This window comes from Herbaspirillum sp. WTB6 (genome assembly GCF_057457785.1).
On sequence record NZ_CP176522.1, the window covers coordinates 2,423,892 to 2,444,510 of the forward strand.

The 20,619-nt window shown below is 63.0% G+C and carries 24 protein-coding genes; 14 read left to right on the top strand and 10 right to left on the bottom strand.

Translation table 11 applies throughout. The features are described 5' to 3' along the window. Window positions 1-221 precede the first annotated feature (221 nt). Window positions 222-3,845, top strand: coding sequence for an indolepyruvate ferredoxin oxidoreductase family protein (locus tag ACK2VC_RS11335; protein ID WP_486730459.1), 3,624 nt, complete (start codon window positions 222-224; stop codon window positions 3,843-3,845). Window positions 3,846-3,906: 61 nt separating this feature from the next. Here ACK2VC_RS11335 and ACK2VC_RS11340 read toward each other — a convergent pair whose 3' ends face one another. From ACK2VC_RS11340 to ACK2VC_RS11360, 5 genes are all read right to left on the bottom strand, one after another. Next, window positions 3,907-4,425, bottom strand: coding sequence for a hypothetical protein (locus ACK2VC_RS11340; RefSeq protein ID WP_486730460.1), 519 nt, complete (start codon window positions 4,423-4,425; stop codon window positions 3,907-3,909). A gap of 45 nt (window positions 4,426-4,470) precedes the next feature. Beyond that, entirely contained in the window at window positions 4,471-4,833 is a 363-nt protein-coding gene (locus ACK2VC_RS11345) for a Wzz/FepE/Etk N-terminal domain-containing protein (RefSeq protein ID WP_486730461.1), read from the bottom strand. A gap of 64 nt (window positions 4,834-4,897) precedes the next feature. Further along, on the bottom strand, window positions 4,898-5,605 hold the full coding sequence (gene queC / locus ACK2VC_RS11350) for a 7-cyano-7-deazaguanine synthase QueC (protein ID WP_486730462.1): 708 nt from the start codon (window positions 5,603-5,605) through the stop codon (window positions 4,898-4,900). Window positions 5,606-5,713: 108 nt separating this feature from the next. Next, window positions 5,714-6,466, bottom strand: coding sequence for a DUF3108 domain-containing protein (locus ACK2VC_RS11355; protein WP_486730463.1), 753 nt, complete (start codon window positions 6,464-6,466; stop codon window positions 5,714-5,716). Continuing rightward, window positions 6,466-7,701, bottom strand: coding sequence for a DUF3108 domain-containing protein (locus ACK2VC_RS11360; protein ID WP_486730464.1), 1,236 nt, complete (start codon window positions 7,699-7,701; stop codon window positions 6,466-6,468). The genes ACK2VC_RS11355 and ACK2VC_RS11360 overlap by 1 nt, the downstream gene beginning before the upstream one ends. 213 nt (window positions 7,702-7,914) lie before the next feature. Between ACK2VC_RS11360 and ACK2VC_RS11365 the strand changes: the two genes are divergently transcribed. The 3 genes from ACK2VC_RS11365 (at window position 7,915) to ACK2VC_RS11375 (ending at window position 10,271) form a co-directional block, all read left to right on the top strand. Then, the gene (locus ACK2VC_RS11365) at window positions 7,915-8,544 is read left to right on the top strand and encodes a PhaM family polyhydroxyalkanoate granule multifunctional regulatory protein (RefSeq protein ID WP_486730465.1); all 630 of its coding nucleotides are present in this window, start codon (window positions 7,915-7,917) and stop codon (window positions 8,542-8,544) included. Window positions 8,545-8,631: 87 nt separating this feature from the next. After that, window positions 8,632-9,111, top strand: a complete 480-nt coding sequence (gene rfaE2, locus ACK2VC_RS11370) for a D-glycero-beta-D-manno-heptose 1-phosphate adenylyltransferase (protein ID WP_486730466.1) — start codon at window positions 8,632-8,634, stop codon at window positions 9,109-9,111. A gap of 155 nt (window positions 9,112-9,266) precedes the next feature. Further along, entirely contained in the window at window positions 9,267-10,271 is a 1,005-nt protein-coding gene (locus ACK2VC_RS11375) for an asparaginase (protein ID WP_486730467.1), read from the top strand. Window positions 10,272-10,311: 40 nt separating this feature from the next. Here ACK2VC_RS11375 and ACK2VC_RS11380 read toward each other — a convergent pair whose 3' ends face one another. From ACK2VC_RS11380 to ACK2VC_RS11395, 4 genes are all read right to left on the bottom strand, one after another. After that, a complete protein-coding gene (locus tag ACK2VC_RS11380) occupies window positions 10,312-10,782 on the bottom strand; it encodes a copper chaperone PCu(A)C (RefSeq protein WP_486730468.1) in 471 nt (156 codons plus the stop codon). 117 nt (window positions 10,783-10,899) lie between these two features. After that, window positions 10,900-11,244: a DUF2946 family protein gene (locus ACK2VC_RS11385; RefSeq protein WP_486730469.1), complete on the bottom strand. Its 345-nt coding sequence runs from the start codon at window positions 11,242-11,244 to the stop codon at window positions 10,900-10,902. A gap of 64 nt (window positions 11,245-11,308) precedes the next feature. Next, on the bottom strand, window positions 11,309-11,779 hold the full coding sequence (gene trmL, locus ACK2VC_RS11390; protein ID WP_486730470.1) for a tRNA (uridine(34)/cytosine(34)/5-carboxymethylaminomethyluridine(34)-2'-O)-methyltransferase TrmL: 471 nt from the start codon (window positions 11,777-11,779) through the stop codon (window positions 11,309-11,311). Window positions 11,780-11,798: 19 nt separating this feature from the next. Further along, window positions 11,799-12,557 (bottom strand): double zinc ribbon domain-containing protein, encoded by a 759-nt coding sequence (locus tag ACK2VC_RS11395; protein ID WP_486730471.1) that lies wholly within the window; start codon window positions 12,555-12,557, stop codon window positions 11,799-11,801. Between the two features lie 44 nt (window positions 12,558-12,601). Here ACK2VC_RS11395 and ACK2VC_RS11400 point away from each other — a divergent pair, with 44 nt between their 5' ends. From ACK2VC_RS11400 to ACK2VC_RS11435, 8 genes are all read left to right on the top strand, one after another. Next, a complete protein-coding gene (locus ACK2VC_RS11400; RefSeq protein ID WP_486730472.1) occupies window positions 12,602-13,537 on the top strand; it encodes a methyltransferase domain-containing protein in 936 nt (311 codons plus the stop codon). A 188-nt stretch (window positions 13,538-13,725) separates the two neighbouring features. Continuing rightward, window positions 13,726-14,181 carry a DUF2244 domain-containing protein gene (locus tag ACK2VC_RS11405; RefSeq protein ID WP_486730473.1) on the top strand — a complete coding sequence of 152 codons (456 nt, stop codon included), beginning with the start codon at window positions 13,726-13,728 and terminating at the stop codon, window positions 14,179-14,181. A gap of 33 nt (window positions 14,182-14,214) precedes the next feature. Then, complete coding sequence (coxB, locus tag ACK2VC_RS11410; RefSeq protein WP_486730474.1) at window positions 14,215-15,375, top strand: cytochrome c oxidase subunit II; 1,161 nt, start codon at window positions 14,215-14,217, stop codon at window positions 15,373-15,375. A 159-nt stretch (window positions 15,376-15,534) separates the two neighbouring features. Then, window positions 15,535-17,130: a cytochrome c oxidase subunit I gene (ctaD, locus tag ACK2VC_RS11415; protein ID WP_486730475.1), complete on the top strand. Its 1,596-nt coding sequence runs from the start codon at window positions 15,535-15,537 to the stop codon at window positions 17,128-17,130. Between the two features lie 32 nt (window positions 17,131-17,162). Then, a complete protein-coding gene (locus tag ACK2VC_RS11420) occupies window positions 17,163-17,267 on the top strand; it encodes a cytochrome oxidase small assembly protein (protein WP_486730476.1) in 105 nt (34 codons plus the stop codon). A gap of 1 nt (window position 17,268) precedes the next feature. Continuing rightward, the gene (locus ACK2VC_RS11425) at window positions 17,269-17,844 is read left to right on the top strand and encodes a cytochrome c oxidase assembly protein (RefSeq protein ID WP_486730477.1); all 576 of its coding nucleotides are present in this window, start codon (window positions 17,269-17,271) and stop codon (window positions 17,842-17,844) included. 9 nt (window positions 17,845-17,853) lie between these two features. Beyond that, complete coding sequence (locus ACK2VC_RS11430) at window positions 17,854-18,069, top strand: DUF2970 domain-containing protein (protein WP_486730478.1); 216 nt, start codon at window positions 17,854-17,856, stop codon at window positions 18,067-18,069. Between the two features lie 36 nt (window positions 18,070-18,105). Further along, complete coding sequence (locus ACK2VC_RS11435; RefSeq protein ID WP_486730480.1) at window positions 18,106-18,972, top strand: cytochrome c oxidase subunit 3; 867 nt, start codon at window positions 18,106-18,108, stop codon at window positions 18,970-18,972. 94 nt (window positions 18,973-19,066) lie between these two features. Here ACK2VC_RS11435 and ACK2VC_RS11440 read toward each other — a convergent pair whose 3' ends face one another. Next, on the bottom strand, window positions 19,067-19,270 hold the full coding sequence (locus ACK2VC_RS11440; RefSeq protein WP_486730481.1) for a twin transmembrane helix small protein: 204 nt from the start codon (window positions 19,268-19,270) through the stop codon (window positions 19,067-19,069). Window positions 19,271-19,328: 58 nt separating this feature from the next. Here ACK2VC_RS11440 and ACK2VC_RS11445 point away from each other — a divergent pair, with 58 nt between their 5' ends. Together ACK2VC_RS11445 and ACK2VC_RS11450 are read left to right on the top strand one after the other, a co-directional pair. Continuing rightward, window positions 19,329-20,042: an SURF1 family protein gene (locus ACK2VC_RS11445; RefSeq protein WP_486730482.1), complete on the top strand. Its 714-nt coding sequence runs from the start codon at window positions 19,329-19,331 to the stop codon at window positions 20,040-20,042. Further along, window positions 20,029-20,616, top strand: coding sequence for an SCO family protein (locus ACK2VC_RS11450; protein WP_486730483.1), 588 nt, complete (start codon window positions 20,029-20,031; stop codon window positions 20,614-20,616). Before ACK2VC_RS11445 ends, ACK2VC_RS11450 begins: the two co-directional genes overlap by 14 nt. The last annotated feature ends 3 nt before the right edge of the window (window positions 20,617-20,619 follow it).

Sequence of the window (20,619 nt, forward strand, 5' to 3'; positions counted from 1 at the left end):
TTAAAGTCAGGCGGCTGCGCTGCAACATCGCATTTACCCGTTGTTACAGGTGTTACGTTCGAGCGCGGCATGCTGCGCCGCGCATTGAGCGGCAGGGGGCGCTATGCTACGCTGACGTGCGTCAAGACAAGTACGGTCAGCCCACAAGGTGAATCCGTTTGACGGCGCACCATGGAATGGCGCAAGCAATCCAAAGACACAATTTTTGGCCTGGAGACTGAATGAACGCACCCCTCGCTTCCGCCCTGCCGCTGCCGCAGGAACCCATGGCGGATCGAATTTCCCTCGACGATAAATTCACGCTGCAGCGCGGTCGCGCTTTCATGACCGGCACCCAAGCGATCGTCCGCCTGCCGATGCTGCAGCGTCAGCGCGACCTGGCCGCCGGCCTGAATACCGCCGGCTACATCAGCGGCTATCGCGGTTCGCCGCTGGGCGGCATCGACCTGACAGCGGCCAAGGCGAAGAAGCATCTGGATGCGCATCATGTGAAGTTTCATCCCGGCGTCAACGAAGACCTGGCGGCCACCAGCATCTGGGGCACGCAGCAGGTCAACCTGTTTCCCGGCGCGCAATACGACGGCGTGTTTGGACTGTGGTACGGCAAGGGCCCGGGCGTCGACCGCTGCGGCGACGTCTTCAAGCACGCCAACATGGCCGGCAGCGCGCCGCACGGCGGCGTGCTGGTACTGGCCGGCGACGACCACGCGGCCAAGTCCTCGACCACCGCGCACCAGAGCGAACACATCCTGAAAGCCTGCGGCATCCCGGTGCTGTATCCGTCCAACGTGCAGGAATACCTCGACTATGGCCTGCACGGCTGGGCGATCTCGCGCTACACCGGCCTGTGGGTGGCGATGAAATGCGTGACCGACATCGTCGAATCCGGCGCCGCGGTCGAACTCGATCCGGAGCGTGTGCGGATCGCGTTGCCGGACGATTTCGAGTTGCCGCCCGGCGGCCTCAACATCCGCTGGCCGGATGCCGTGCTGGAGCAGGAAGCGCGGATGAACAATTACAAGTGGTACGCGGCGCTGGCCTATGCGCGCGCCAACCGCCTGAACCGCATCGTCTGGGACAGCCCGCGCGCGAAGATCGGCATCATCACCGCCGGCAAGTCGTATCTGGATACGCGCCAGGCGCTGGCCGACCTCGGCATCGACGAGCAGATCGCACGCGACATCGGTATCCGCCTGTACAAGATCGGCATGACCTGGCCGCTGGAGGCCGAGGGCGTGCACCAGTTTGCGCACGGCTTGGAAGAAATCCTGGTGGTCGAGGAGAAGCGCCAGATCCTCGAATACCAGTTGAAGGAAGAGCTGTACAACCTGAAGGATGCGGAGCGGCCGCGCGTGGTCGGCAAGTTCGACGACACCGGCGAATGGAGCAATCCCGACCGCAGCGGCCACGGCGATTGGCTGCTGCCGGCGACCTATGAATTGAATCCGGCACAGATCGCGCGCGCGATCGCCGCGCGCATCGGCAAATACTTCGGCGGCCATCCGGTGGCGCAGCGGGTGCAGGAACGCATCGCCTACCTGGAGGCGAAGGAAGCGATCCTGAAGGTGAGCAGCCGGCCAGACCCGGCCAAGGACCGGATTCCGCATTTCTGCTCCGGCTGCCCGCACAACACGTCGACCAAGGTGCCCGCCGGTAGCCGCGCGCTGGCCGGCATCGGCTGCCACTACATGGCGCTGTGGATGGATCGGGAAACCGCGACCTTCACCCACATGGGTGCGGAAGGCGTGACCTGGGTCGGGCAGGCGCCGTTCACCAGCGAAAAGCATGTGTTCGCGAATCTGGGCGACGGCACCTATTTCCATTCCGGCCTGCTGGCGATCCGCGCCGCGGTCGCGGCCAAGGTCAACCTCACCTACAAGATCCTGTACAACGACGCAGTGGCGATGACCGGCGGCCAGCCGTTCGACGGCCCACTCGATCCGGGCATGATCTCGCGCCAGATCGCCGCCGAAGGGGTGCGCCCGATCATCGTCGTCACCGACGAGCCGGACAAGTACCCGGCCGGCTATGCCTGGGCCGAGGGCGTGACGGTGCGCCACCGCAGCGAACTGGACGCGGTGCAGCGCGAGCTGCGCGAAGTCGTCGGCGTGTCGGCCATGATCTACGACCAGACCTGCGCCTCGGAAAAACGGCGGCGCCGGAAAAGGAACGAATACCCGGACCCGGCCAAGCGCGTGGTGATCAACGAGGCGGTGTGCGAAGGCTGCGGCGATTGCAGCGTGGCCTCGAACTGCCTGTCGGTCGAACCGCTGGAAACCGAGTTCGGGCGCAAGCGGCAGATCAACCAGTCGTCCTGCAACAAGGATTTTTCCTGTGTCAACGGTTTTTGCCCAAGTTTCGTCACGGTCGAGGGCGGCCAATTGAAAAAACCGAAGAAAGCGGCGGCAGCAAGCTTCACGCAGGCTGGGGTTGCCGCAGCGCCGCTGTCGGCGCCGGTTTTGCCGATCATTGAAGAGCCGTACGGCATTCTGGTGACTGGCATTGGCGGCACCGGCGTCGTCACCGTCGGCCAGATCCTGGCGATGGCCGCGCACGTCGAGGGCAAGGGCTGCTCGGTGCTGGACATGAGCGGGCTGGCGCAAAAGGGCGGGCCGGTAATGTCGCACGTGCGGCTGGCCGCTCGTCCGGAACAGATTCATTCGACCCGGGTCGGTACCGGTGCCGCCGATCTGGTCATCGGCTGCGACCTGATCGTCAGCGCCAGCAGCGATGCGCTGTCGCGCATGGGCGAGGGGCGCACGCGGGCGGCGGTGAATGCCGGCCGCACGCCGACCGCCGCCTTCGTCAGGAATCCGGACTGGCAATTTCCCGGTACCACCGCCGAGCACAATATCGGTGGCGCCTGCGGCAGCGAGCGGGTCGACTTCATCGATGCCGGCAGGATCGCCACCGCGCTGATGGGGGACGCCATCGCCACCAACATGTTCATGCTCGGCTACGCCTGGCAAAAGGGCTGGGTACCCCTGTCCGAGGCGGCCATTCTGCGCGCGATCGAGTTGAACGGCGTATCGGTTGCTTTCAACCAGCAGGCATTCTCCTGGGGCCGGCGTGGTGCGCACGACTTGGCCGCGCTCGAAAAGCTGGTCGCGGAGCAGGCGAATCCGGCGCAAGTGATCGAATTCAAGCGCGCGCCGACCTTGGATGAGGTGATCGCGCGCCGCGTCGAATTCCTGGGCGGCTACCAGAACGCCGCGTATGCGGAGCACTATCGCGCCTTTGTCGAGCGGGTGCGCCAGGCCGAAGCAGGGGTCGCGGGCACGACCAAATTGCGCCTGACCGAAGCAGTGGCGCGTTACCTGTTCAAGCTGATGGCCTACAAGGACGAATACGAAGTGGCGCGGCTGTACGCCAGCGCCGCGGCCGGTTCGAAATTCGCCGGCAAGGTAGCCGCCATGTTCGAAGGCGATTACAAGCTGAAATTCCACCTGGCGCCACCGCTGTTTGCCAGGCGCGACGCCAACGGCCACCTGATCAAGCAGGAGTTCGGGCCGTGGATGATGCAGGCGTTTGGTCTTTTGGCGAAACTGAAGTTCCTGCGCGGGACTGCGCTGGATATCTTCGGCTACAGCGCCGAACGGCGCGTCGAGCGACAACTGATCGGGCTATACCGCGACACCATCACGACCTTGCTGCCGCAACTGACCGCTGAAAACCTGCCGCAGGCGGCGGCGATTGCCGCCATTCCGGAAGAAATCCGCGGCTATGGACATGTCAAGGAGCGACACTTGAAGACGGCGCGGGAAAAAGAAGCGCGGCTGCTGGTCGAGTTTGGCGCGCGCTCATCCGCTGTCGGGGCAGTGGGCGGGCGTTCGGTGGCTGCCTGAGGAAGGTCGTCCAAACAAGAACGTGGCCGGCGATCTGCCGGCCATTTTTTGGTTGGGACGCTCAGGTTGCCAGAAGTCTGGCCGCTTTCCTGTGCTCGCGATAGAGCGCCACAATGACGCCCAGACCCAAACCCAGTATCGCCGCCACCGCCAGGAATAGCGGCAGTTTGGGGAAGGAAGGCCTTGGCTCTACGTACACCGGATCGATGATGCGGGTCGGATAAGTACGTGAAGAAGCCATCGCGTCTTGCAGTTCGGCGCGTTCGGCGATGATTTTTCGGATCTGCTCATCTGTGTTTGCCAACTGGTTGATCGCGACGATGTTCGGTGCGAATTCGATTTTCGAATTGGCTTTCTCCGCATTATTCAAGAGCTCTGTCAACCGGGTACGTTCGGCCTGGGCGTCAGCCATCTTTTTCGCATTGTCCTCCAGTTGCGCCATCATGCGCCCGACGATCGGAATCATCAATCGGTTATGGGTTTCCATCAACGCGCGCGCGGCGGCCGCCAGATTATCGCGTGCTTCGTCCGGCGAGTAGCCGGCGACGGCGACCTGGATGAAGTTGGTATTCTTGACCACCGTTCCCTTCAGGGTGTGTCGAAACAAAGATGCCCGCGCTTCATCCTACTGGTCAGTCGGAATCTCGAGACTGGTCAGCGTTATGTTCATCAATTCGCGTTGCTTCAATCGTTCGACCACCTGCGTGGATGGTTCGATCAGAGCGGACCCACGCGATCCGCTTACAGGCGTTCCCAACGGTACTTGCCCGATCTCAATCGTGGTCAGTGCCTGCCAGCGTGACGGCAGTGCCGCAAACAGCGCCGCGCCGCACGCCAGCGCCAGCAACACGCAGATGACCAGCGTGCCCCAATTGCGTTGCACAAATCCTGCTATTCGCGCCAGATCGATGGAATCATCCTGATAGTCGGAGTTGGCATCGGCGCGCTGCGGCGAGGTAATTGCTTGGTTGGGCGGAATGTTTGGCATGAGAGATTATGAGCGTGGGGGCGGCGCACGATCTGAAAACAGGCGGCAAGCGCAACCGTCGACATTATCCGACAAACCGCCGATACCCGCGAGCCCGCAATGCGCAAGCCGGGCAAGTGCCGCAGCCGTAGCCCCAGTCATGCAGCGCCCCGCGCTCGCCGAGGTAGCAGGTATGCGTGTCTTCGCGGATCAGGTCGATCAGCGCCGTGCCGCCCAGATCTTGCGCCAGCCGCCAGGTGGCTGCCTTGTCCAGCCACATCAGCGGCGTCTCCAGTTTCAGGCGCGTGGCCATACCGAGGTTGAGCGCGACTTGCAGCGCTTTCATCGTGTCGTCGCGGCAATCCGGATAGCCGGAAAAATCGGTTTCGCACATGCCGCCGACCAGGACATCGAGGCCGCGGCGGTAGGCAACGGTGGCGGCGACCGTCATGAACAACAGGTTGCGCCCGGGGACGAAGGTGTTGGGCAAGCCGTTTTCCTGCGTCACGATTTCGATTTCCTGCGTCATCGCGGTATCGGAAATCTGCGCGATCAGCGACAGGTCGATCATATGGTCGGGGCCGAGGCGTGTCGCCCAGGCCGGCGATACGGACGGCAGTTTTTGCCGCAGCGCCGGCCGCACTGAAAGTTCGATTGCATGCCGCTGGCCGTAATCGAAGCCGATGGTTTCGACATGGGCATAGCGCGCCAAGGCCCAGGCCAGGCAGGTGGTGGAATCCTGGCCGCCGCTGAACAGGACCAGCGCGCGGCTGGCGGATAGTGATTCGCTCATCGTGATTGGCTCTTGATACTGGTAGTAGTGTTTTTAAATCCGTAGAAAATATTTACGGAAATCAGGTGTTTATCTGCATACTCCCGCAAATATCGGAAGGTGTCGAGGTTATGGCTTGCGGTATTCCTGCAGCGTCTGTTCGATGTATTCGCCGTCGGCATCAGTGAAGCGCAGCTTGACTGGATACCATTCCAGTCCCGGTGCCAGCCACAGGTCCAGCTTCTGGCTCTGATCGCCGGGCGGCGGCGCGCGCACGATGTGCAGGGCCGGCAGTTCGCCGGCCGGGGTGCGGATTTTTTCCTGGCGGATGACCTCGAATGACCAGCGCTCGGCGTCGCGCTGGCCGGCGACGAAAAACGGCCATTCGGAGCCGGGCGTGAGTTTTTTCGGCTGCGCGCGCGCGATTGCGACCAGTTGCCAGGTGATACTGGTGCGATCCTGCTCGCCGCCGATCAGCGGGTAGCTCGCGTCCGATTGCGCGAACGTGATGGTGCGGGCGGCGCGGTCGAAGGTGGTGCTGGTGGCGCCCTTGCGAAAGCGTTTTTCGGTAAAGCTGGCGGGCGCCAGGCCATAGGCGTCGATTGCGCCCTCGCTTTTGGCCTCGAGGATTTTTCCCACCAGCATGGCGCGCGTTTCCGCCGCCACGCTGTAATGCTGACCGCCATTCCGCCATTGCACCAGGGCGCTGCCCTGGATCCGCAATCCGCCCTGGCGGGCATCGATCACATAGACCAGATCGACCGATGGCGGCAGGTTGAACTTGCGCTTGGGTGCTGGGTGTCCGGCATCGGTTGCGCCCAGCGCCGGCAGCGCGGCCAGCAGCAGAGTGGCGATGCTGGTGGATAACAGGAAACGAAGCATCAATTGATCCATTCCGGGCTTGGCGCCGGGTTGTCAGCCGCCGGCGTTTCGGCCGCGGTCGCTGGTGGTTGCGACGGCTTGAGATTGGACAGCAGCAAATCGAGATAATCGCCGCTGGTTTCGGTATAGCGCAACTTTACCGGATACCACTGCTGCCCGGGCGCCAGCCAGATGTCGATGCGCTGGTCGTAAGAACCGGGACGCGGCGCCCGCACCACATGCCAAGCCGGCGTCAACTGGCCGTCGATCTCGATTTGCTCCTGGCCGACGACATGGATGCGCCAGGTTTCGGCATCGCGCACGCCGGCCACGAACAGGTCGATGTCGGCGCCGGCTACGAAGCGGCCGCCGTCGCCGCGGCCGATGCCGGCCAGTTGCCAGATCACGCTGGCGCGATCCTGTTCGCCGCCCTGGCGCGGGTAGGACGCGGTGGAGGCAGAAAAGCTGATCAGATTGCGTTCGCGCTGGAAATGGGTATTGGTGGCTGACTTGCGGAAGCGCTTTTCGTTGTATAGCACCGGCGCCACGCCGAAGGCGTCGATCATGCCTTCGCTGGTGAAACTCAGCACCGAGAAGAACAGGATACCGGCATCGCCGCGGATGCGGTAACTGCCGCCGTCGGTGTCCCAGGCGATGCTGCCGTGGCCATACACGCGCTGCCCCTGGCGCCAGGCTTCGACATCGTATTTCAGCGTGACCGAGGGCGGCGGGTCGACCAGGTAGTGCGGCTCGGCGGAGGTTTCGGCGGGGTTGGTTGCCGGCTGTTCCGGCGTGGCGCTGCCTATATGAGATGTTGGCAGCACTGGCAATGGCCCGTCTGGCACGCTGTAAGCGCGGTCCGGAGCAGTTGCGGGTTCGGCCTCGGCCGGGGGCGCGATTGCCGTAGTAGCCGGCGCCGGGATTGGCGGCCTGGGTCGCGCTTGCGCGGCGGCAGCCGGCCGAGCGGGTGCCGCCACCGGCGGTGTTGGCGGGATCACCGGCGCCGGCGGCACCAGCAAGGCGGCTTCCAGGAGCGGCTCCGGTGCCGCATGCGGCACCGGAATCCGCAGGCTATCCGAACCCCAGCCCAGCACCAGCAGATGTAGCAGGATCGACAGTGCCAGCACCACGATCCAGCGCCTGGAGGCGGGTGGCGTGGCGCGAGGCGACGAACGGGCAGCAGGTGGAAAATCGGTCATCAGACTGAGGCTGGGCTCGGTGGCCGCCGCTGGCACGATGTCGGCGGCTCTGTTCATTGTAAACCGGGCTTGCCGGGCCAGCGGCGGCCGGCTTGCGCTGGCTTGCATGGATTGCTGGGCGGGTTGGTGCGGTGTGCGTCCGGCGCGGTGCAAAGCGTGGCATCATGACCCTCTGCGGCGTGCGCCAGCACGGCAGGCAATGGCTGGGATCCCGGTCTGGCACGGCGCACGGCAATGGCTGGCAGGAATCATCCTTTCACGGAGGAGCGCATGGAAAACCCGAACCCGCCCGGAATCGCCGCTCTTGGGGCGATGACCGATACGCTGGATTTCGTCAAGAAAATGTGGGGCAATCTGGGTGTGCCCGGCATGGTCGTGCCGACGCTGTCGATCGATGAGATCAACAAGAAAATTTCCGATCTGAAGGCGGTCGAATCCTGGCTGGCCCTGAACATGAACATGCTGCGCGGGACGATTCAGGCGCTTGAAGTACAAAGCGGCACGATTGCGGCGCTGCAATCGATGAGTGCGGCAATCGGCATCCCGGGCACGCCGCAAGGCGAGTCGGCGCCGCCGTTCGAATCGCCGTTCGCGGCGCCGGCGCAGGGTGCAACGGAGCAAGCTGCGGCGCCCGCCAAGCCGGCCTTCGAAATCCCGGCCTGGAGTGGGCCGGCAGCAACCCCCAGTGCCTCCGAGGCCAAGCCCGGCATGCCGGATTTCGCTTCCGCATCGGCCAATCCATCGGCCTGGTGGAACCTGTTGCAGGAGCAATTCCAGCAAGCGGTCATGCATGCGCTCAGCGATCAGACAACCGGCAGCGCGCCGGCCGCGGCCCAGCCGAAATCGCCGCCGGCAGCAAAAACCAAGCCCGCCGCCGCGCGCAAGCGCAAGCCATCCTGAGTGCCGGCGCTGCGCATGGGATGGCGGCGCAAGCGCGCCGTATAATCGGGGCCGCAAGGTCTGCTTGCGTTTTTAATCGGTTGTGCGATGCCCTCCTTTGAACAGAAAATCTGCGACCGTGCCAGCCTCGTCGCGCGTGTCGCCGGCTTGCCGCAGCCGGTGGTGCTGACCAATGGCGTCTTCGATATCCTGCATCGCGGCCATGTCAGCTATCTGGCGCAGGCGCGCGCGCTCGGCGCTTCGCTGGTGGTGGCGGTGAATACCGATGCTTCGGTCAAGCGCCTGGGCAAGGGCGACGACCGGCCGTTGAATTCCTGCGCCGATCGTATGGCGGTGCTGGCGGCACTGGAAGCGGTCAGCCTGGTGGTGCCGTTCGACGAGGACACGGCGCTGGAAGTGGTGCGGCAGGTGCGCCCGGCGGTATATGCCAAAGGCGGTGACTACGACATGGCGGCGATTCCGGAGGGGCGGGCAGTGCAGGCGTACGGGGGCCGGGTGGTGGCGATCGCCTTCGAGCACGATCGCTCGACCAGCAAGCTGCTGGCCAAGGCCCGGCGACAGGGCTGATGGCGGTTCGGCGTATGCGCGCATCGCGCTCCCACCCCCCCGTTAAGATAGGGTATGCGTCAATATTGGAGCGTGGACGGGTGGAATCTGCCGTCACACGCTGGAGTATATGAAAATGCCGGCACGTTGACACGCTGGCGCGAAAGGAAGTCGATATGCAGTACGTGCCATTGGTGGAAGTTACGCGCGGTCAGGAAGTCGAGTGCATCCACGCCGGGTCGGTGGCGGTGGTCGATCTGCACGGCAAGCTGCTGTGCCAGGCCGGCGATCCGCATTTCCTGACTTTCACCCGTTCCACCATCAAGCCGTTCCAGGCGGCGCCGTTCATGCGCGACGGCGGCCCGGCGCGGTTCGGCTACACGCAGGCGGAAGTGGCGCTGCTGTGCGCCAGCCATTCCGGCGAAGCGATGCACATCGACGCGGTGCAGTCGATGCTGCACAAGGCCGACTGCGACGAGCATCACCTGCGCTGCGGCTGCCACATTCCGATGCGCTACGGCGCCAACGACCGGGTGCCGGCCGAGGAAGTGTTCAACCAGTTGCACAACAACTGCAGCGGCAAGCATGCCGGTTTTCTGGCGGCTTGCGTGCAGCACGACTATCCGCTCGACAGTTACCTGGCGCCGTCGCACCCGCTGCAGCAGGAGGTGCGCGCCGCCGTCGCCCATTTCGCCGGCCTGCCGGCAGCGCAACTGAAGATGGGCATCGACGGCTGCTCGGCGCCGAACTATGCGATGCCGTTGTCGCACCTGGCGCTGGCGTACGCGCGGCTGGCGCAGGGCGCGCCGGATGACGAGTACGGCGACGCGCTCGGCGCGCTGTATCGGGCCATGACCGGCCATCCGGAACTGGTGTCGGGCAGCGGCCGCAACGACCTGGCGTTCATGCAAACCGGCGCCGGCGACTGGGTCGCCAAGATCGGCGCTGACGGCGTGCAAGTGATCGGCGTGCGTTCGGCCGGACTCGGGATCGCGATCAAGGTGGTCGACGGCAACATGCGCGCGCTCTATACGGCGGCGGTCGCGGTATTGCAGCAACTGGGGCTGGTCGCAGACCCGGAACATTCGCCGCTGGCGCCGTGGCTGCGGCCGCAGCTCCGCAACTTCATGGGCTTGCACACCGGCGAAGTGCGGCCGGTGCTGCAAATCGGCAAGGCCTAGCGTCCAGCGTCCTTGCCGTCGCCCGCGGCCGCGCCGCCCGTCACTGGTGGCTGTGCTTCATCGGCTGCTTGACTTCCTGCACCTGCACCGAGACCTCGAGCTTGCCGGCTTTTTCAAAAGTCAGCGTCAGCGGCAGCGTATCGCCGATCTTCAATTGCTGCTTCAGGCCGAGCAGCATGATGTGGTAGCCGTCGCCCGGCTTCATCACGACCCTGGCCGCCGGCGCCAATTCGATGCCGTCCACCTGGCGCATTTTCATCACGTTGCCATCCATCGCCATGGTGTGGATTTCGGTTTTCTGGGCGGCCGGACTGGCGGCGGCGAGCAGCCGGTCGCCGTCCTTGCCGCTGTTTTCCAGCGTCATGTAGGCGGCGCCGGACGGCTGGCCGGGAACCGTGGCGCGCGCGTATGGGTGGTCGACATGGACAGCGCCGGCTTGATAGTCGTGAGCCGAGGCAGCGGCGCAAAACGCCAGCAGCGCAAACAAGGGAGCGAAAAAGCGAAATTGCATGATGATCCTTCAGGTGGTGGGTTCGAGTCATTGGCCGATGCGCGCCTTGGACGCGCCGGTCGGCCGGTATAGCGAATCAGGGAATATAAAGCGGCGCCGGCCTAGCGCCGGCACGCATCAGGCGTGCGGCGGCCCGCGCGGCCGCGCGCGCCGGTATGGTTGCGCGCCGGTCCGCGTGGCGGCTGCGGTTTGCGCCGGCTGCAATGCCGGCCGCACACCCACCGGTATCGCTGCGGTTGTCGCCGGCAGCGCCAGCAACTGGCCATGGTGGCAGCAAGCCAGGCAATGCGCCGCGGCGCCGTGCTGCTGATCCGGAGTGGTGGCGCCGGCGACGCTGCAGATCGCCATCTCGAGCGCCGGTGTTGCCGGCATCGCTTGCGCGACGCCCGGCAGCAGCCCGTTCAGCAGCAGGCTGAACGCTGCGAGCCAGGCAATCAATGAGCGCGAAACGGCACGTGGCATGGCAAGCGGAGCAAGACGTGTGGACCGCGCGATTATAGCAACCGTGCCAAGGCGGCAATTTTTTCTAGACGCCGCCGGCAAAACCGTTCTGGCGCCACGCCTCGAACACCACGATCGCCACCGCATTCGACAGATTCAGGCTGCGGTTGTCAGGCCGCATCGGCAGCCGGATACGGCGTTGCGGTGGAAACGATTCGCGCAGCGCCGCATCCAGGCCGCTGGTTTCGGAGCCGAACACGAACATGTCGCCCGGCTGGAACGCCAACTCGCCGATCGGGGTCGAGCCGTGCGTGGTGAGCGCAAACAGGCGCGCCGGATCGGGTCGTGCGGCCTGCAGGAAGGACGGCCAATCACGATGCACCTGCATGCGGGCGAATTCGTGGTAGTCCAGCCCGGCGCGCCGCATGCGGGCGTCATCCAGCGTAAATCCGAGCGGCTCGACCAGATGCAACTGGGCGCCGGCATTGGCGCACAGACGGATGATGTTGCCGGTATTGGGGGCGATCTTCGGTTCGACCAGAACGACATGAAACAAGTGATTTCTCCAGTAGCCGCTAATGCGGCGGGGTGCGTGCAAAGACGAAATTGGTGACGCGCGCGGCGCCGTAGCGCTTCAGGGTCGTCGCCAGTTCGCCTAGCGTGCCGCCGGTGGTGATGACGTCGTCCACCACGCCGACATGGCGGCCGGCGATGCGCCGCAGCGCGCTGCCGTCGACCATGAAGGCGTGGCGGACGTTTTGCTGCCGTTGCGCAGGCGGCAGCAGCGTCTGCGGCCGGGTTTCGCGCAGGCGTAGCGCCAGTTGCGGCGCCAGTTCGATGCCGAGCATGGCGGATAGCGGGCGCGCGATTTCCAGCGCCTGGTTGAAGCCGCGTTGCGCCAGCCGCTGCGGCCCGAGCGGCACCGCCGTCAGCAGCGTCGGCAGCGGCGCGCCGGCACCGTCCTGCAGCACCGCGTCGCGCAGCAGGCCGGCAAACAGCGGCGCCAGCGCCAGCCGGTGGCCGAACTTCAAACCTTGCACCAGTTGATCGATCGGCGCCGCATAATCGGCGGCAACCAGGGTGGCATCGAAGGCGGGCGGCGCTTTCAGGCAATTGCCGCAGATTTCGGCGGCGGCTGCCGCCGGCAGCCGGGTCGCGCACTGGCGGCAGCGCGGCTGCGATGGCTCGAAAAATTGCGCCTGGCAGGCGACACACAGTAATTCGCCGGAACGGCCGCACAGCGCGCAGGCCGACGGCAGCAACGCCGGCAGGCGCTGCCACCATTGGCGTGAGCAGCGGCGCAAGCCAGACAGCATCGCGACAAACCTTTTCAAGGTGTAAACTGGTCCGATTATCTCACCCCCCGCCAGCGACTTCCATGCAACCGAAAGCCCCTTCCAAAGCCAAGCACAGCGCGCCGATCGACCTGCGCCGCGTGCGCCATCTGTTTGCCCGCGCCGAGCGGGTCGCCGAATCGGCCTTCCTGCGGCGCGAAATTGCCGCCAGGATGCATGAGCGGCTGGAGTTGATCAAGATCGAGCCGCGGCAGATCCTGGATGCCGGCTGCGGTGAGGGAGCGGATCTGGCGCTGCTGCAACAGCGCTTTGGCGATGCGCACGTGCTGGGCCTGGATGCGTCGCCGGCCATGTTGGCGGCGGCGCGCGGCGGGCAGCAGGCGGCCAGCTCCGCATTGCAGCGGATGCTGAAGAAATGGCTGCCAACCAGGCCGGGCGTCGCGGCCGAGGCTGGGATTGGCCTGACGTGCGGCGATTTCGCGGCGCTGCCGCTGGGTGTCAAGGCGGTCGACGTCATCTGGTCGAATCTGGCGCTGCACTGGCATCCGCAGCCCGATCGCGTCTTCACTGAATGGCGGCGCGTGCTGCGTCTGAACGGCTTGCTGATGTTTTCCTGCTTTGGTCCGGATACGTTCAAGGAATTGCGCACCGCATTTGCCGCCGCCGACGCGGCGCCGCATGCGCTCACCTTTGTCGACATGCATGATTTTGGCGACATGTTGACCGGCAGCGGTTTTTCGACGCCGGTGATGGATATGGAAACGATCACCGTGACTTACGAAACCACCGACAAGCTGCTGGCCGATGTCCGCGCCTGGGGCGGCAACCCGCTCGACACGCGCGGCCGCGGGTTGGTGGGCCGCGCAGCCTGGACGCGCATGCTACGCGAACTGGAAGCCATGCGCCGGCCGGATGGCAGGATTCCACTCAGCTTTGAAATCATTTACGGCCATGCGTTCCGGCCGGCGCCGCGCTTCAAGCGTGCTGACGAGATGGTGGCCTCGCCTGGGCCGGCGTGAAGAACGGGAAAGCTGCGCGCCTCAATCCAATGTGATGCCGGATCGATGCCTGATTTTCATGTGCCGAGTGGGCGCGTACCGGTTTTGAGCAAGGTTGAATTTTCTTGATATAAATCATTGTTCGGTCTTATACTTCCTGCACTTCTTTTGGGAGGTACGCATTCGATTTGCCGCCGGAGCGTAATGCCATGGCCGCGCGCGAATGGATTTTAAGGCGCAATTGTTCTCTCTCGCCGCGCCAACTGGCGCTGTTCTACGCGAGTTTGTGCGTCGCGTCTTTCGCCATCGCGGGCATATGTGCGCTGCTTGGCGTGCACTACGTGTTCGGATTCGCGTTGCTGGAAATGTCGGTGATCGGGGCGGCATTTCTGACATATGCGCGCCATGTGGGCGACCGCGAGCGTATTGCGCTGATTGGCGATTGTTTGCTGGTGGAGTTGATAGAGGTGGGGCGGGCGCGGCAATTCCGCTTGAGGCGCGATCTGACGCGGATCGAATTGCCATCGTCCCGGCATGCGCTGATCACGCTGGAGGCCGTTGGCGTGCGCGTCGAAGTAGGGCGATTTCTTACCGAACACAAGCGGCGCGAGTTCGCGCAGGAGCTGAAACGGGAGCTGCGGCGCGGTCCGGCCGCAGGTGGTTAGACAGGATTCTTATTCAGGGCTGTTGGGGAAAACATGAAACATGCGAAGCGCCTTCTTTCGTTGATGCCAGGAGCCCCGCTGCTGGCAGCGGCTTTGCCGTCCTGGGCAGTGGTGGACAGTCCGGGCGGCCCGGCCGTGCTACAGCTTAATTTGCATAAGCCCGTCACCGAAATCGCGCAGCAGATCTATTCGCTGCATACGTTGATGCTGGTCATCTGCCTGGTGATTTTCATCGCCGTTTTCAGCGTGATGTTCTATTCGATCTTCAGGCATCGCAAATCGCTCGGGCACAAGCCGGCCACCTTCCACGAAAGTACCGCGGTCGAAATCGCCTGGACCGTGGTGCCGTTCCTGATCGTGATCGGCATGGCCTTGCCGGCCACCCGGACCATCATTGCGATGAAAGATACCTCGAACGCCGATTTGACGATCAAGGTTACCGGCATGCAATGGAAGTGGGGCTACGACTATCTGAAGGGCGGCGGTGAAGGAATTTCCTTCCTGTCCAGTCTGGCGACGCCGCGCGAACAGATCACGAATGCCGCTCTGACCAAGGACGACAATTATCTGCTGGACGTGGATAACCCGATGGTGGTGCCGGTCAACAAGAAGGTGCGCGTGGTTCTGACCGCCAATGACGTGATCCACTCGTGGACCGTGCCATCCTTCGGCGTCAAGCAGGATGCGATTCCCGGTTTCGTGCGCGATACCTGGTTCAAGGCCGATACGATCGGCACCTATCGCGGATCGTGCGTCGAGTTGTGCGGCAAGGAACACGCCTTCATGCCGATCGTGGTGCATGTGGTGAGCGATGAGGATTACGCCAAATGGGTCGATGGCAAGAAGAAGGAAATGGCCGCCAAGGCCGATGACCCGAACAAGGTCTGGACTATTGATGAGCTGAGCCAGCGCGGCGAAAAGGTTTATGCGGCGAACTGTGTGGCTTGCCATCAGGCCAACGGCAAAGGTGTGCCGGGGGCATTCGCGGCGCTCGATGGCTCGGCGGTGGTCAATGGGCCGAAAGCCGGGCAGATCAAGACTGTGATGGACGGCAAGAATGCGATGCCGGCATGGAAAGCGGTTTTGTCGGATACCGAGATTGCAGCCGTAATCACCTATACCCGTAATGCCTGGTCCAACAAGGCGCAAGAGAATATTGTGCAGCCATCTGAAGTGCTGGTTGCGCGCAAGTAGAGGAAGCCATTGATTGCGAGGCAGGGTTGGGCGCAGGCTGCCCTGTCGCAGCAGAGTGGAAATGGGAGCAGGGTAGGCGCTCTGCCCCCGGCATGATGGAAAGTGCGGGACAGGGCCGGGTCAGCCGTTGCTCTGTTTTTAATAAATTAGGAGTTTGAGATGAGCACAACCGCAGTCGAGCACGCACACGATCACGCTCACGATCATGCGCACGAGCAACCGCACGGCTGGCGTCGCTGGCTATACGCGACCAACCATAAAGACATCGGCACCCTCTACCTGATATTTTCGTTCACGATGTTCATGACCGGCGGCGTGCTGGCGCTGTTGATCCGGGCCGAATTGTTCCAGCCTGGCCTGCAGTTCTTCCACCCCGAGTTCTTCAACCAGTTGACCACCATGCACGGCCTGATCATGGTGTTCGGCGCGATCATGCCGGCCTTCGTCGGCTTCGCCAACTGGATGATCCCGCTGCAGATCGGCGCCTCGGACATGGCATTTGCGCGGATGAACAACTTTTCGTTCTGGCTGCTGCCGCCGGCCGCGCTGTTGCTGGCCGGTTCGTTCCTGGTACCGGGCGGCGCCACCGCCGCCGGCTGGACCTTGTACGCGCCGCTGTCGACCCAAATGGGCGTCGGCATGGACATGGCGATCTTCGCCTTGCACCTGATGGGCGCATCGTCGATCATGGGCGCCATCAATATCATCACCACCGTGCTGAACATGCGCGCGCCCGGCATGACGCTGATGAAGATGCCGATGTTTTGCTGGACTTGGCTGATCACCGCCTATCTGCTGATCGCGGTGATGCCGGTGCTGGCAGGCGCCATTACGATGACGCTGTCGGATCGCCACTTCGGCACCTCGTTCTTCAACGCCGCCGGCGGCGGCGACCCGGTGATGTACCAGCACGTATTCTGGTTCTTCGGCCATCCCGAGGTGTACATCATGATCCTGCCGGCGTTCGGCATTATCTCGCAGGTCATTCCTGCCTTCGCCCGCAAGCCGCTGTTCGGCTACGCATCGATGGTGTACGCAACTGCCTCGATTGCGATCCTGTCGTTCCTGGTATGGGCGCACCACATGTTCACTACCGGCATGCCGGTCACCGGACAGTTGTTCTTCATGTACGCGACGATGCTGATCGCGGTGCCGACCGGGGTCAAGATCTTCAACTGGATCGCCACCATGTGGCGCGGCTCGATGACGTTCGAGACGCCGATGCTGTTTGCAGTCGGCTTCATCTTCGTGTTCTCGATGGGCGGGTTCACCGGCCTGATCATGGCGGTGGCGCCGATCGACATCCAGATCCAGGATACCTACTACATCATCGCCCACTTCCATTACGTGCTGGTGGCCGGTTCGTTGTTCGCGCTGTTCGCCGGCTTCTACTACTGGGGCCCGAAATGGACCGGCTTCATGTATAACGAGACGCGCGGCAAGATCCATTTCTGGGCCTCGCTGATCACATTCAACATCACCTTCTTCCCGATGCACTTCCTCGGCCTGGCCGGCATGCCGCGCCGTTACGCCGACTACCCGGCGCAGTTCACCGATTTCAACATGATCGTTTCGATCGGTGCGCTCGGATTCGGCTTGAGCCAGGTGTATTTCCTGTTGGCGGTGGTGATCCCGTCGATCCGTGGTGGGCAGGAGGCGGCAGCCAAGCCGTGGGACGGCGCCGAAGGGCTGGAATGGACCGTGCCGAGCCCGGCGCCGTTCCATACCTTTGAAGTTCCGCCGGTGGTCAAATAACAGGGCGGCAGGCGGATGCCTGCCGATTTCGCATGCCTCGGAAGAATCCGAATAACCTCAAGACCGGGCTGATTTTAGCGTCGATTGCGCTGGCCTTTTTTCTCGGTCTGGTAGTCAAAAGGATGTGGTTTACCTGAGATGGAAAAACATGATTCCGGTGGCGGCGCCAGCGGCGAAACCGGAAAACTGAATTCGCAGATGCTGGGCAAGCTGCTGGTGGTGGCTGTGCTGATGTTTGGTTTTGGTTATGCGCTGGTTCCGGTCTACAAGAAAATTTGCGAGATCACCGGAATCAATGTGTTGGCATTGAAAGATGGCACGGCGCCGCCGGTCGAGAATACCCAGGTCGATCGCAGCCGCACCGTGACGATCGAATTTGACGCCAATTCGCATGGACCGTGGAGATTCCGGCCTACCGTCAATAGCATGCAGGTGCATCCGGGCGAAATGGCCCAGGTGGTTTATGAGGTGGTGAATACGCAGGCGCACAGCGTCAACGCGCAAGCGATCCCGAGCTACGCGCCGCAACAGGCGTCGCCGCACTTCAAGAAGGTGGAATGCTTCTGTTTCCAGCAGCAGACCTTGGGGCCGAACGAGGCGAAACAAATGCCGGTGGTGTTTTTCATCGATCCGGCACTACCGAAGGATATCAAGACGATCACTTTGTCTTATACCTTTTTCGAGATTGGCGGCCCGGACAAGAAATCGGGTTGAGGTGTGGATATGCAAGACCCAGGCAAGCGCGAAGGTGACAGGCTGTCCTTTGTAGCGGCGATGAAAGCGGTATTCTGGTCTTTTTTCGGAGTCAGAAAGAGAAGCGCCTACGAAAAAGATGCGGTACACCTGAACCCGGTTCATGTGATTATTGCGGCACTGATTGGCGTCTCGATTTTTATCGGTGTGCTGGTGATGCTGGTCAAAATCGCGGTCGCGGCATAACAATAAGCAACTTACTTTGAAATCGTATCGGGAGAAATGAAGATGGCTTCTCAACACGCTAGTGCGCCGTATTATTTTGTGCCGGGGCCATCCAGGTGGCCGGTGCTGGCCGGCGCCGCGCTGTTCCTGACCATGGTGGGCGGCACCGCCTGGCTGAACGGCTATGGCTGGGGTCCGTACGCCAACCTGCTGGGAATATTCTCCCTGCTGGTGGTGCTGTACAACTGGTTTGGGGATTCGATTGCCGAGTCTGAGGGTGGCCTGTACAGCGCCCGGATCGACGTCTCCTATCGCTGGAGCATGGCCTGGTTCATTTTTTCTGAGGTCATGTTTTTCGGCAGCTTCTTTGGCGGCCTGTACTACCTGCGCAGCGTGTCGATGCCGTGGCTGGGCGATCTGGATCACAAGATCCTGTGGCCCGATTTCGTCGCGCACTGGGGTAATGTCGGGCCGGCCGGCACGGTCGAGCAATTCCAGACCATGGGACCGTTTCCGATCCCGACCATCAACACTGCGCTGCTCCTGACTTCCGGTGTCACCCTGACGATTGCGCACCACGCCTTGCGCGCCGGCGCGCGCGCCAAGACGGCTTTCTGGCTGTTCTTGACGATTTTGCTGGGCGCCACCTTCATGGGCTTCCAGGTTTATGAATACATTCACGCCTACACCGAACTGAACCTGAAGTTGACCTCGGGAGCGTATGGCTCGACCTTCTTCCTGTTGACCGGCTTTCACGGCTTCCACGTGACGGTCGGCGCCATCATGCTGTCGGTGGTGCTGTACCGGGTATTGAAGGGGCATTTCACGCCCGAGAATCATTTCGCGTTCGAAGGAGCCGCCTGGTACTGGCACTTCGTGGACGTGGTCTGGCTCGGTTTGTACGTGGTGATCTACTGGCTGTAAGCTGGCCTGGTTCCAGTTCCAGTCATGAAAAAGCCGCACTTCGGTGCGGCTTTTTTGCTGATGACGCCTATCGGCGGCTGCTTCGGATCATGCTTCAGTAGCGAATGCCGGTTGGTGCAATCCAGCCGAGCCGGTAGCCGATCAGCAGCAGCAGGAACAAGGCGATTGAAAATCCGACCCGCAACGCCAGCGCATGTAGGGTACGATCGCTCTTTCCGCGGTCCTTCATCAGGAATACCAGCGCCGAACCGAGGCTGGCGATGATCAGGACAAACGCGACGACGACAACGATTTTCAAGGGAGTTCCCGCGCCGCTCCGGCGTGCGGCGGTAGCCAGCAGATAAAGCGACATTGTAATGCGAATCACATTCCGCTTCAGGGCAATTCCGCTGGTGGCAACGCTGATCGTGGTGTTGGCGGGTGTCGCCTTGGGCCAGTGGCAGACGCGGCGAGCCGCCGAAAAGCAGGCGATCGAGGCACAACTGGTGAGCCGGCAGGCGCTGCCGGCGCTGCGCTTGGGCGCTGCGCCGCTGGCGCCGGAGGAAGTCGAATTTCGTCGTGTCGTGGCGCGCGGCGAATTCGTTGCCGACTGGCCGGTCTATCTGGACAACCGGCCGCTGCACGGGGTGGCCGGTTTTTACCTGCTGATGCCGTTTCACCTCGCCGGCAGTGGGCGCTACGTATTGGTGGCGCGAGGCTGGCTGCCGCGCGATGCGGCCGACCGCACCCGACTGCCGGCGCTGACGACACCGCCCGGGACGATCGAGATCGAGGGCGTGGCGCGCCGCAATCCGGGTCGCCTGCTGAGCCTGGGTCGGGCCGACGTGGTGCGGCCGTGGGCAATCGTGCAAAATCTCGACATCGCCGAATTCGGCGAGGCCAGCAAATTGGCATTCCAGCCCTTCCTGCTGGAGCAGGCGAGCGACACGCATGACGGCCTGGAGCGTGACTGGCCACGGCCGTCCTCCGGCGTCGAGACGCATCGCGGCTATGCCTTCCAGTGGTATGCGCTGGCCCTGATGGCGGTGTTATTTTTTATTGCAACGGGATTTCGGAATGGAAAGAAATAAGCAAGCACGCGGCCGCTGGAAGCTCCTGGCGATTCTCGCGGTCTGCGCTTCGCCGCTGATCGCCTCCTATTTCACCTACTATGTACTGAAGCCGCAGGCGCGCACCAATTACGGCACCCTGCTCGACCCGCGTAATCATCCGATGCCGGCGCTCGATACGACGGCGCTGGACGGCACCCCGGCCGGACTCGATGCCTACCAGGGCAAATGGATCATGCTGCAAGTCGATCGTGCCGAATGCGCGCAGGCCTGCCGCACCAAGCTGTTTGAAATGCGGCAGTTGCGCCTAACCCAGGGGCGGGACCGCAACAGGGTCGAGCGGGTCTGGCTGATCACCGACCGGGAGCCGGTCGAAACCATGCTGTTGCGCGAATATGACGGCACCCATCTGCTGCGCGTCAAGCCCGAGGCGCTGAAAGACTGGCTGCCGACCGAGGCCGGAACTAGCCCCGCCGATCATATCTACATGATCGACCCACTCGGCAACCTGATGATGCGTTTTCCGAAGGACGCCGACCCCAACAAGATCAAGAAAGACCTGACGCGGCTGTTGAAAGCGTCGAGCATAGGATAGTCA

Excerpts from the sequence above, each read along its gene's own strand:
- queC (WP_486730462.1), bottom strand. The coding sequence starts at position 5,605 with ATGAGCGAATCACTATCCGCCAGCCGCGCGCTGGTCCTGTTCAGCGGC.
- ACK2VC_RS11435 (WP_486730480.1), top strand. The coding sequence starts at position 18,106 with ATGAAGATGGCTTCTCAACACGCTAGTGCGCCGTATTATTTTGTGCCG.
- ACK2VC_RS11400 (WP_486730472.1), top strand. The coding sequence starts at position 12,602 with ATGCAACCGAAAGCCCCTTCCAAAGCCAAGCACAGCGCGCCGATCGAC.
- rfaE2 (WP_486730466.1), top strand. The coding sequence starts at position 8,632 with ATGCCCTCCTTTGAACAGAAAATCTGCGACCGTGCCAGCCTCGTCGCG.
- ACK2VC_RS11380 (WP_486730468.1), bottom strand. The coding sequence starts at position 10,782 with ATGCAATTTCGCTTTTTCGCTCCCTTGTTTGCGCTGCTGGCGTTTTGC.
- ACK2VC_RS11335 (WP_486730459.1), top strand. The coding sequence starts at position 222 with ATGAACGCACCCCTCGCTTCCGCCCTGCCGCTGCCGCAGGAACCCATG.
- ACK2VC_RS11365 (WP_486730465.1), top strand. The coding sequence starts at position 7,915 with ATGGAAAACCCGAACCCGCCCGGAATCGCCGCTCTTGGGGCGATGACC.
- ACK2VC_RS11355 (WP_486730463.1), bottom strand. The coding sequence starts at position 6,466 with ATGCTTCGTTTCCTGTTATCCACCAGCATCGCCACTCTGCTGCTGGCC.
- ACK2VC_RS11385 (WP_486730469.1), bottom strand. The coding sequence starts at position 11,244 with ATGCCACGTGCCGTTTCGCGCTCATTGATTGCCTGGCTCGCAGCGTTC.
- ACK2VC_RS11345 (WP_486730461.1), bottom strand. The coding sequence starts at position 4,833 with ATGCCAAACATTCCGCCCAACCAAGCAATTACCTCGCCGCAGCGCGCC.
- ACK2VC_RS11450 (WP_486730483.1), top strand. The coding sequence starts at position 20,029 with ATGGAAAGAAATAAGCAAGCACGCGGCCGCTGGAAGCTCCTGGCGATT.
- coxB (WP_486730474.1), top strand. The coding sequence starts at position 14,215 with ATGAAACATGCGAAGCGCCTTCTTTCGTTGATGCCAGGAGCCCCGCTG.
- ctaD (WP_486730475.1), top strand. The coding sequence starts at position 15,535 with ATGAGCACAACCGCAGTCGAGCACGCACACGATCACGCTCACGATCAT.
- ACK2VC_RS11360 (WP_486730464.1), bottom strand. The coding sequence starts at position 7,701 with ATGAACAGAGCCGCCGACATCGTGCCAGCGGCGGCCACCGAGCCCAGC.
- ACK2VC_RS11445 (WP_486730482.1), top strand. The coding sequence starts at position 19,329 with ATGCGAATCACATTCCGCTTCAGGGCAATTCCGCTGGTGGCAACGCTG.
- ACK2VC_RS11420 (WP_486730476.1), top strand. The coding sequence starts at position 17,163 with ATGCCTCGGAAGAATCCGAATAACCTCAAGACCGGGCTGATTTTAGCG.
- ACK2VC_RS11405 (WP_486730473.1), top strand. The coding sequence starts at position 13,726 with ATGGCCGCGCGCGAATGGATTTTAAGGCGCAATTGTTCTCTCTCGCCG.
- ACK2VC_RS11425 (WP_486730477.1), top strand. The coding sequence starts at position 17,269 with ATGGAAAAACATGATTCCGGTGGCGGCGCCAGCGGCGAAACCGGAAAA.
- ACK2VC_RS11430 (WP_486730478.1), top strand. The coding sequence starts at position 17,854 with ATGCAAGACCCAGGCAAGCGCGAAGGTGACAGGCTGTCCTTTGTAGCG.
- ACK2VC_RS11375 (WP_486730467.1), top strand. The coding sequence starts at position 9,267 with ATGCAGTACGTGCCATTGGTGGAAGTTACGCGCGGTCAGGAAGTCGAG.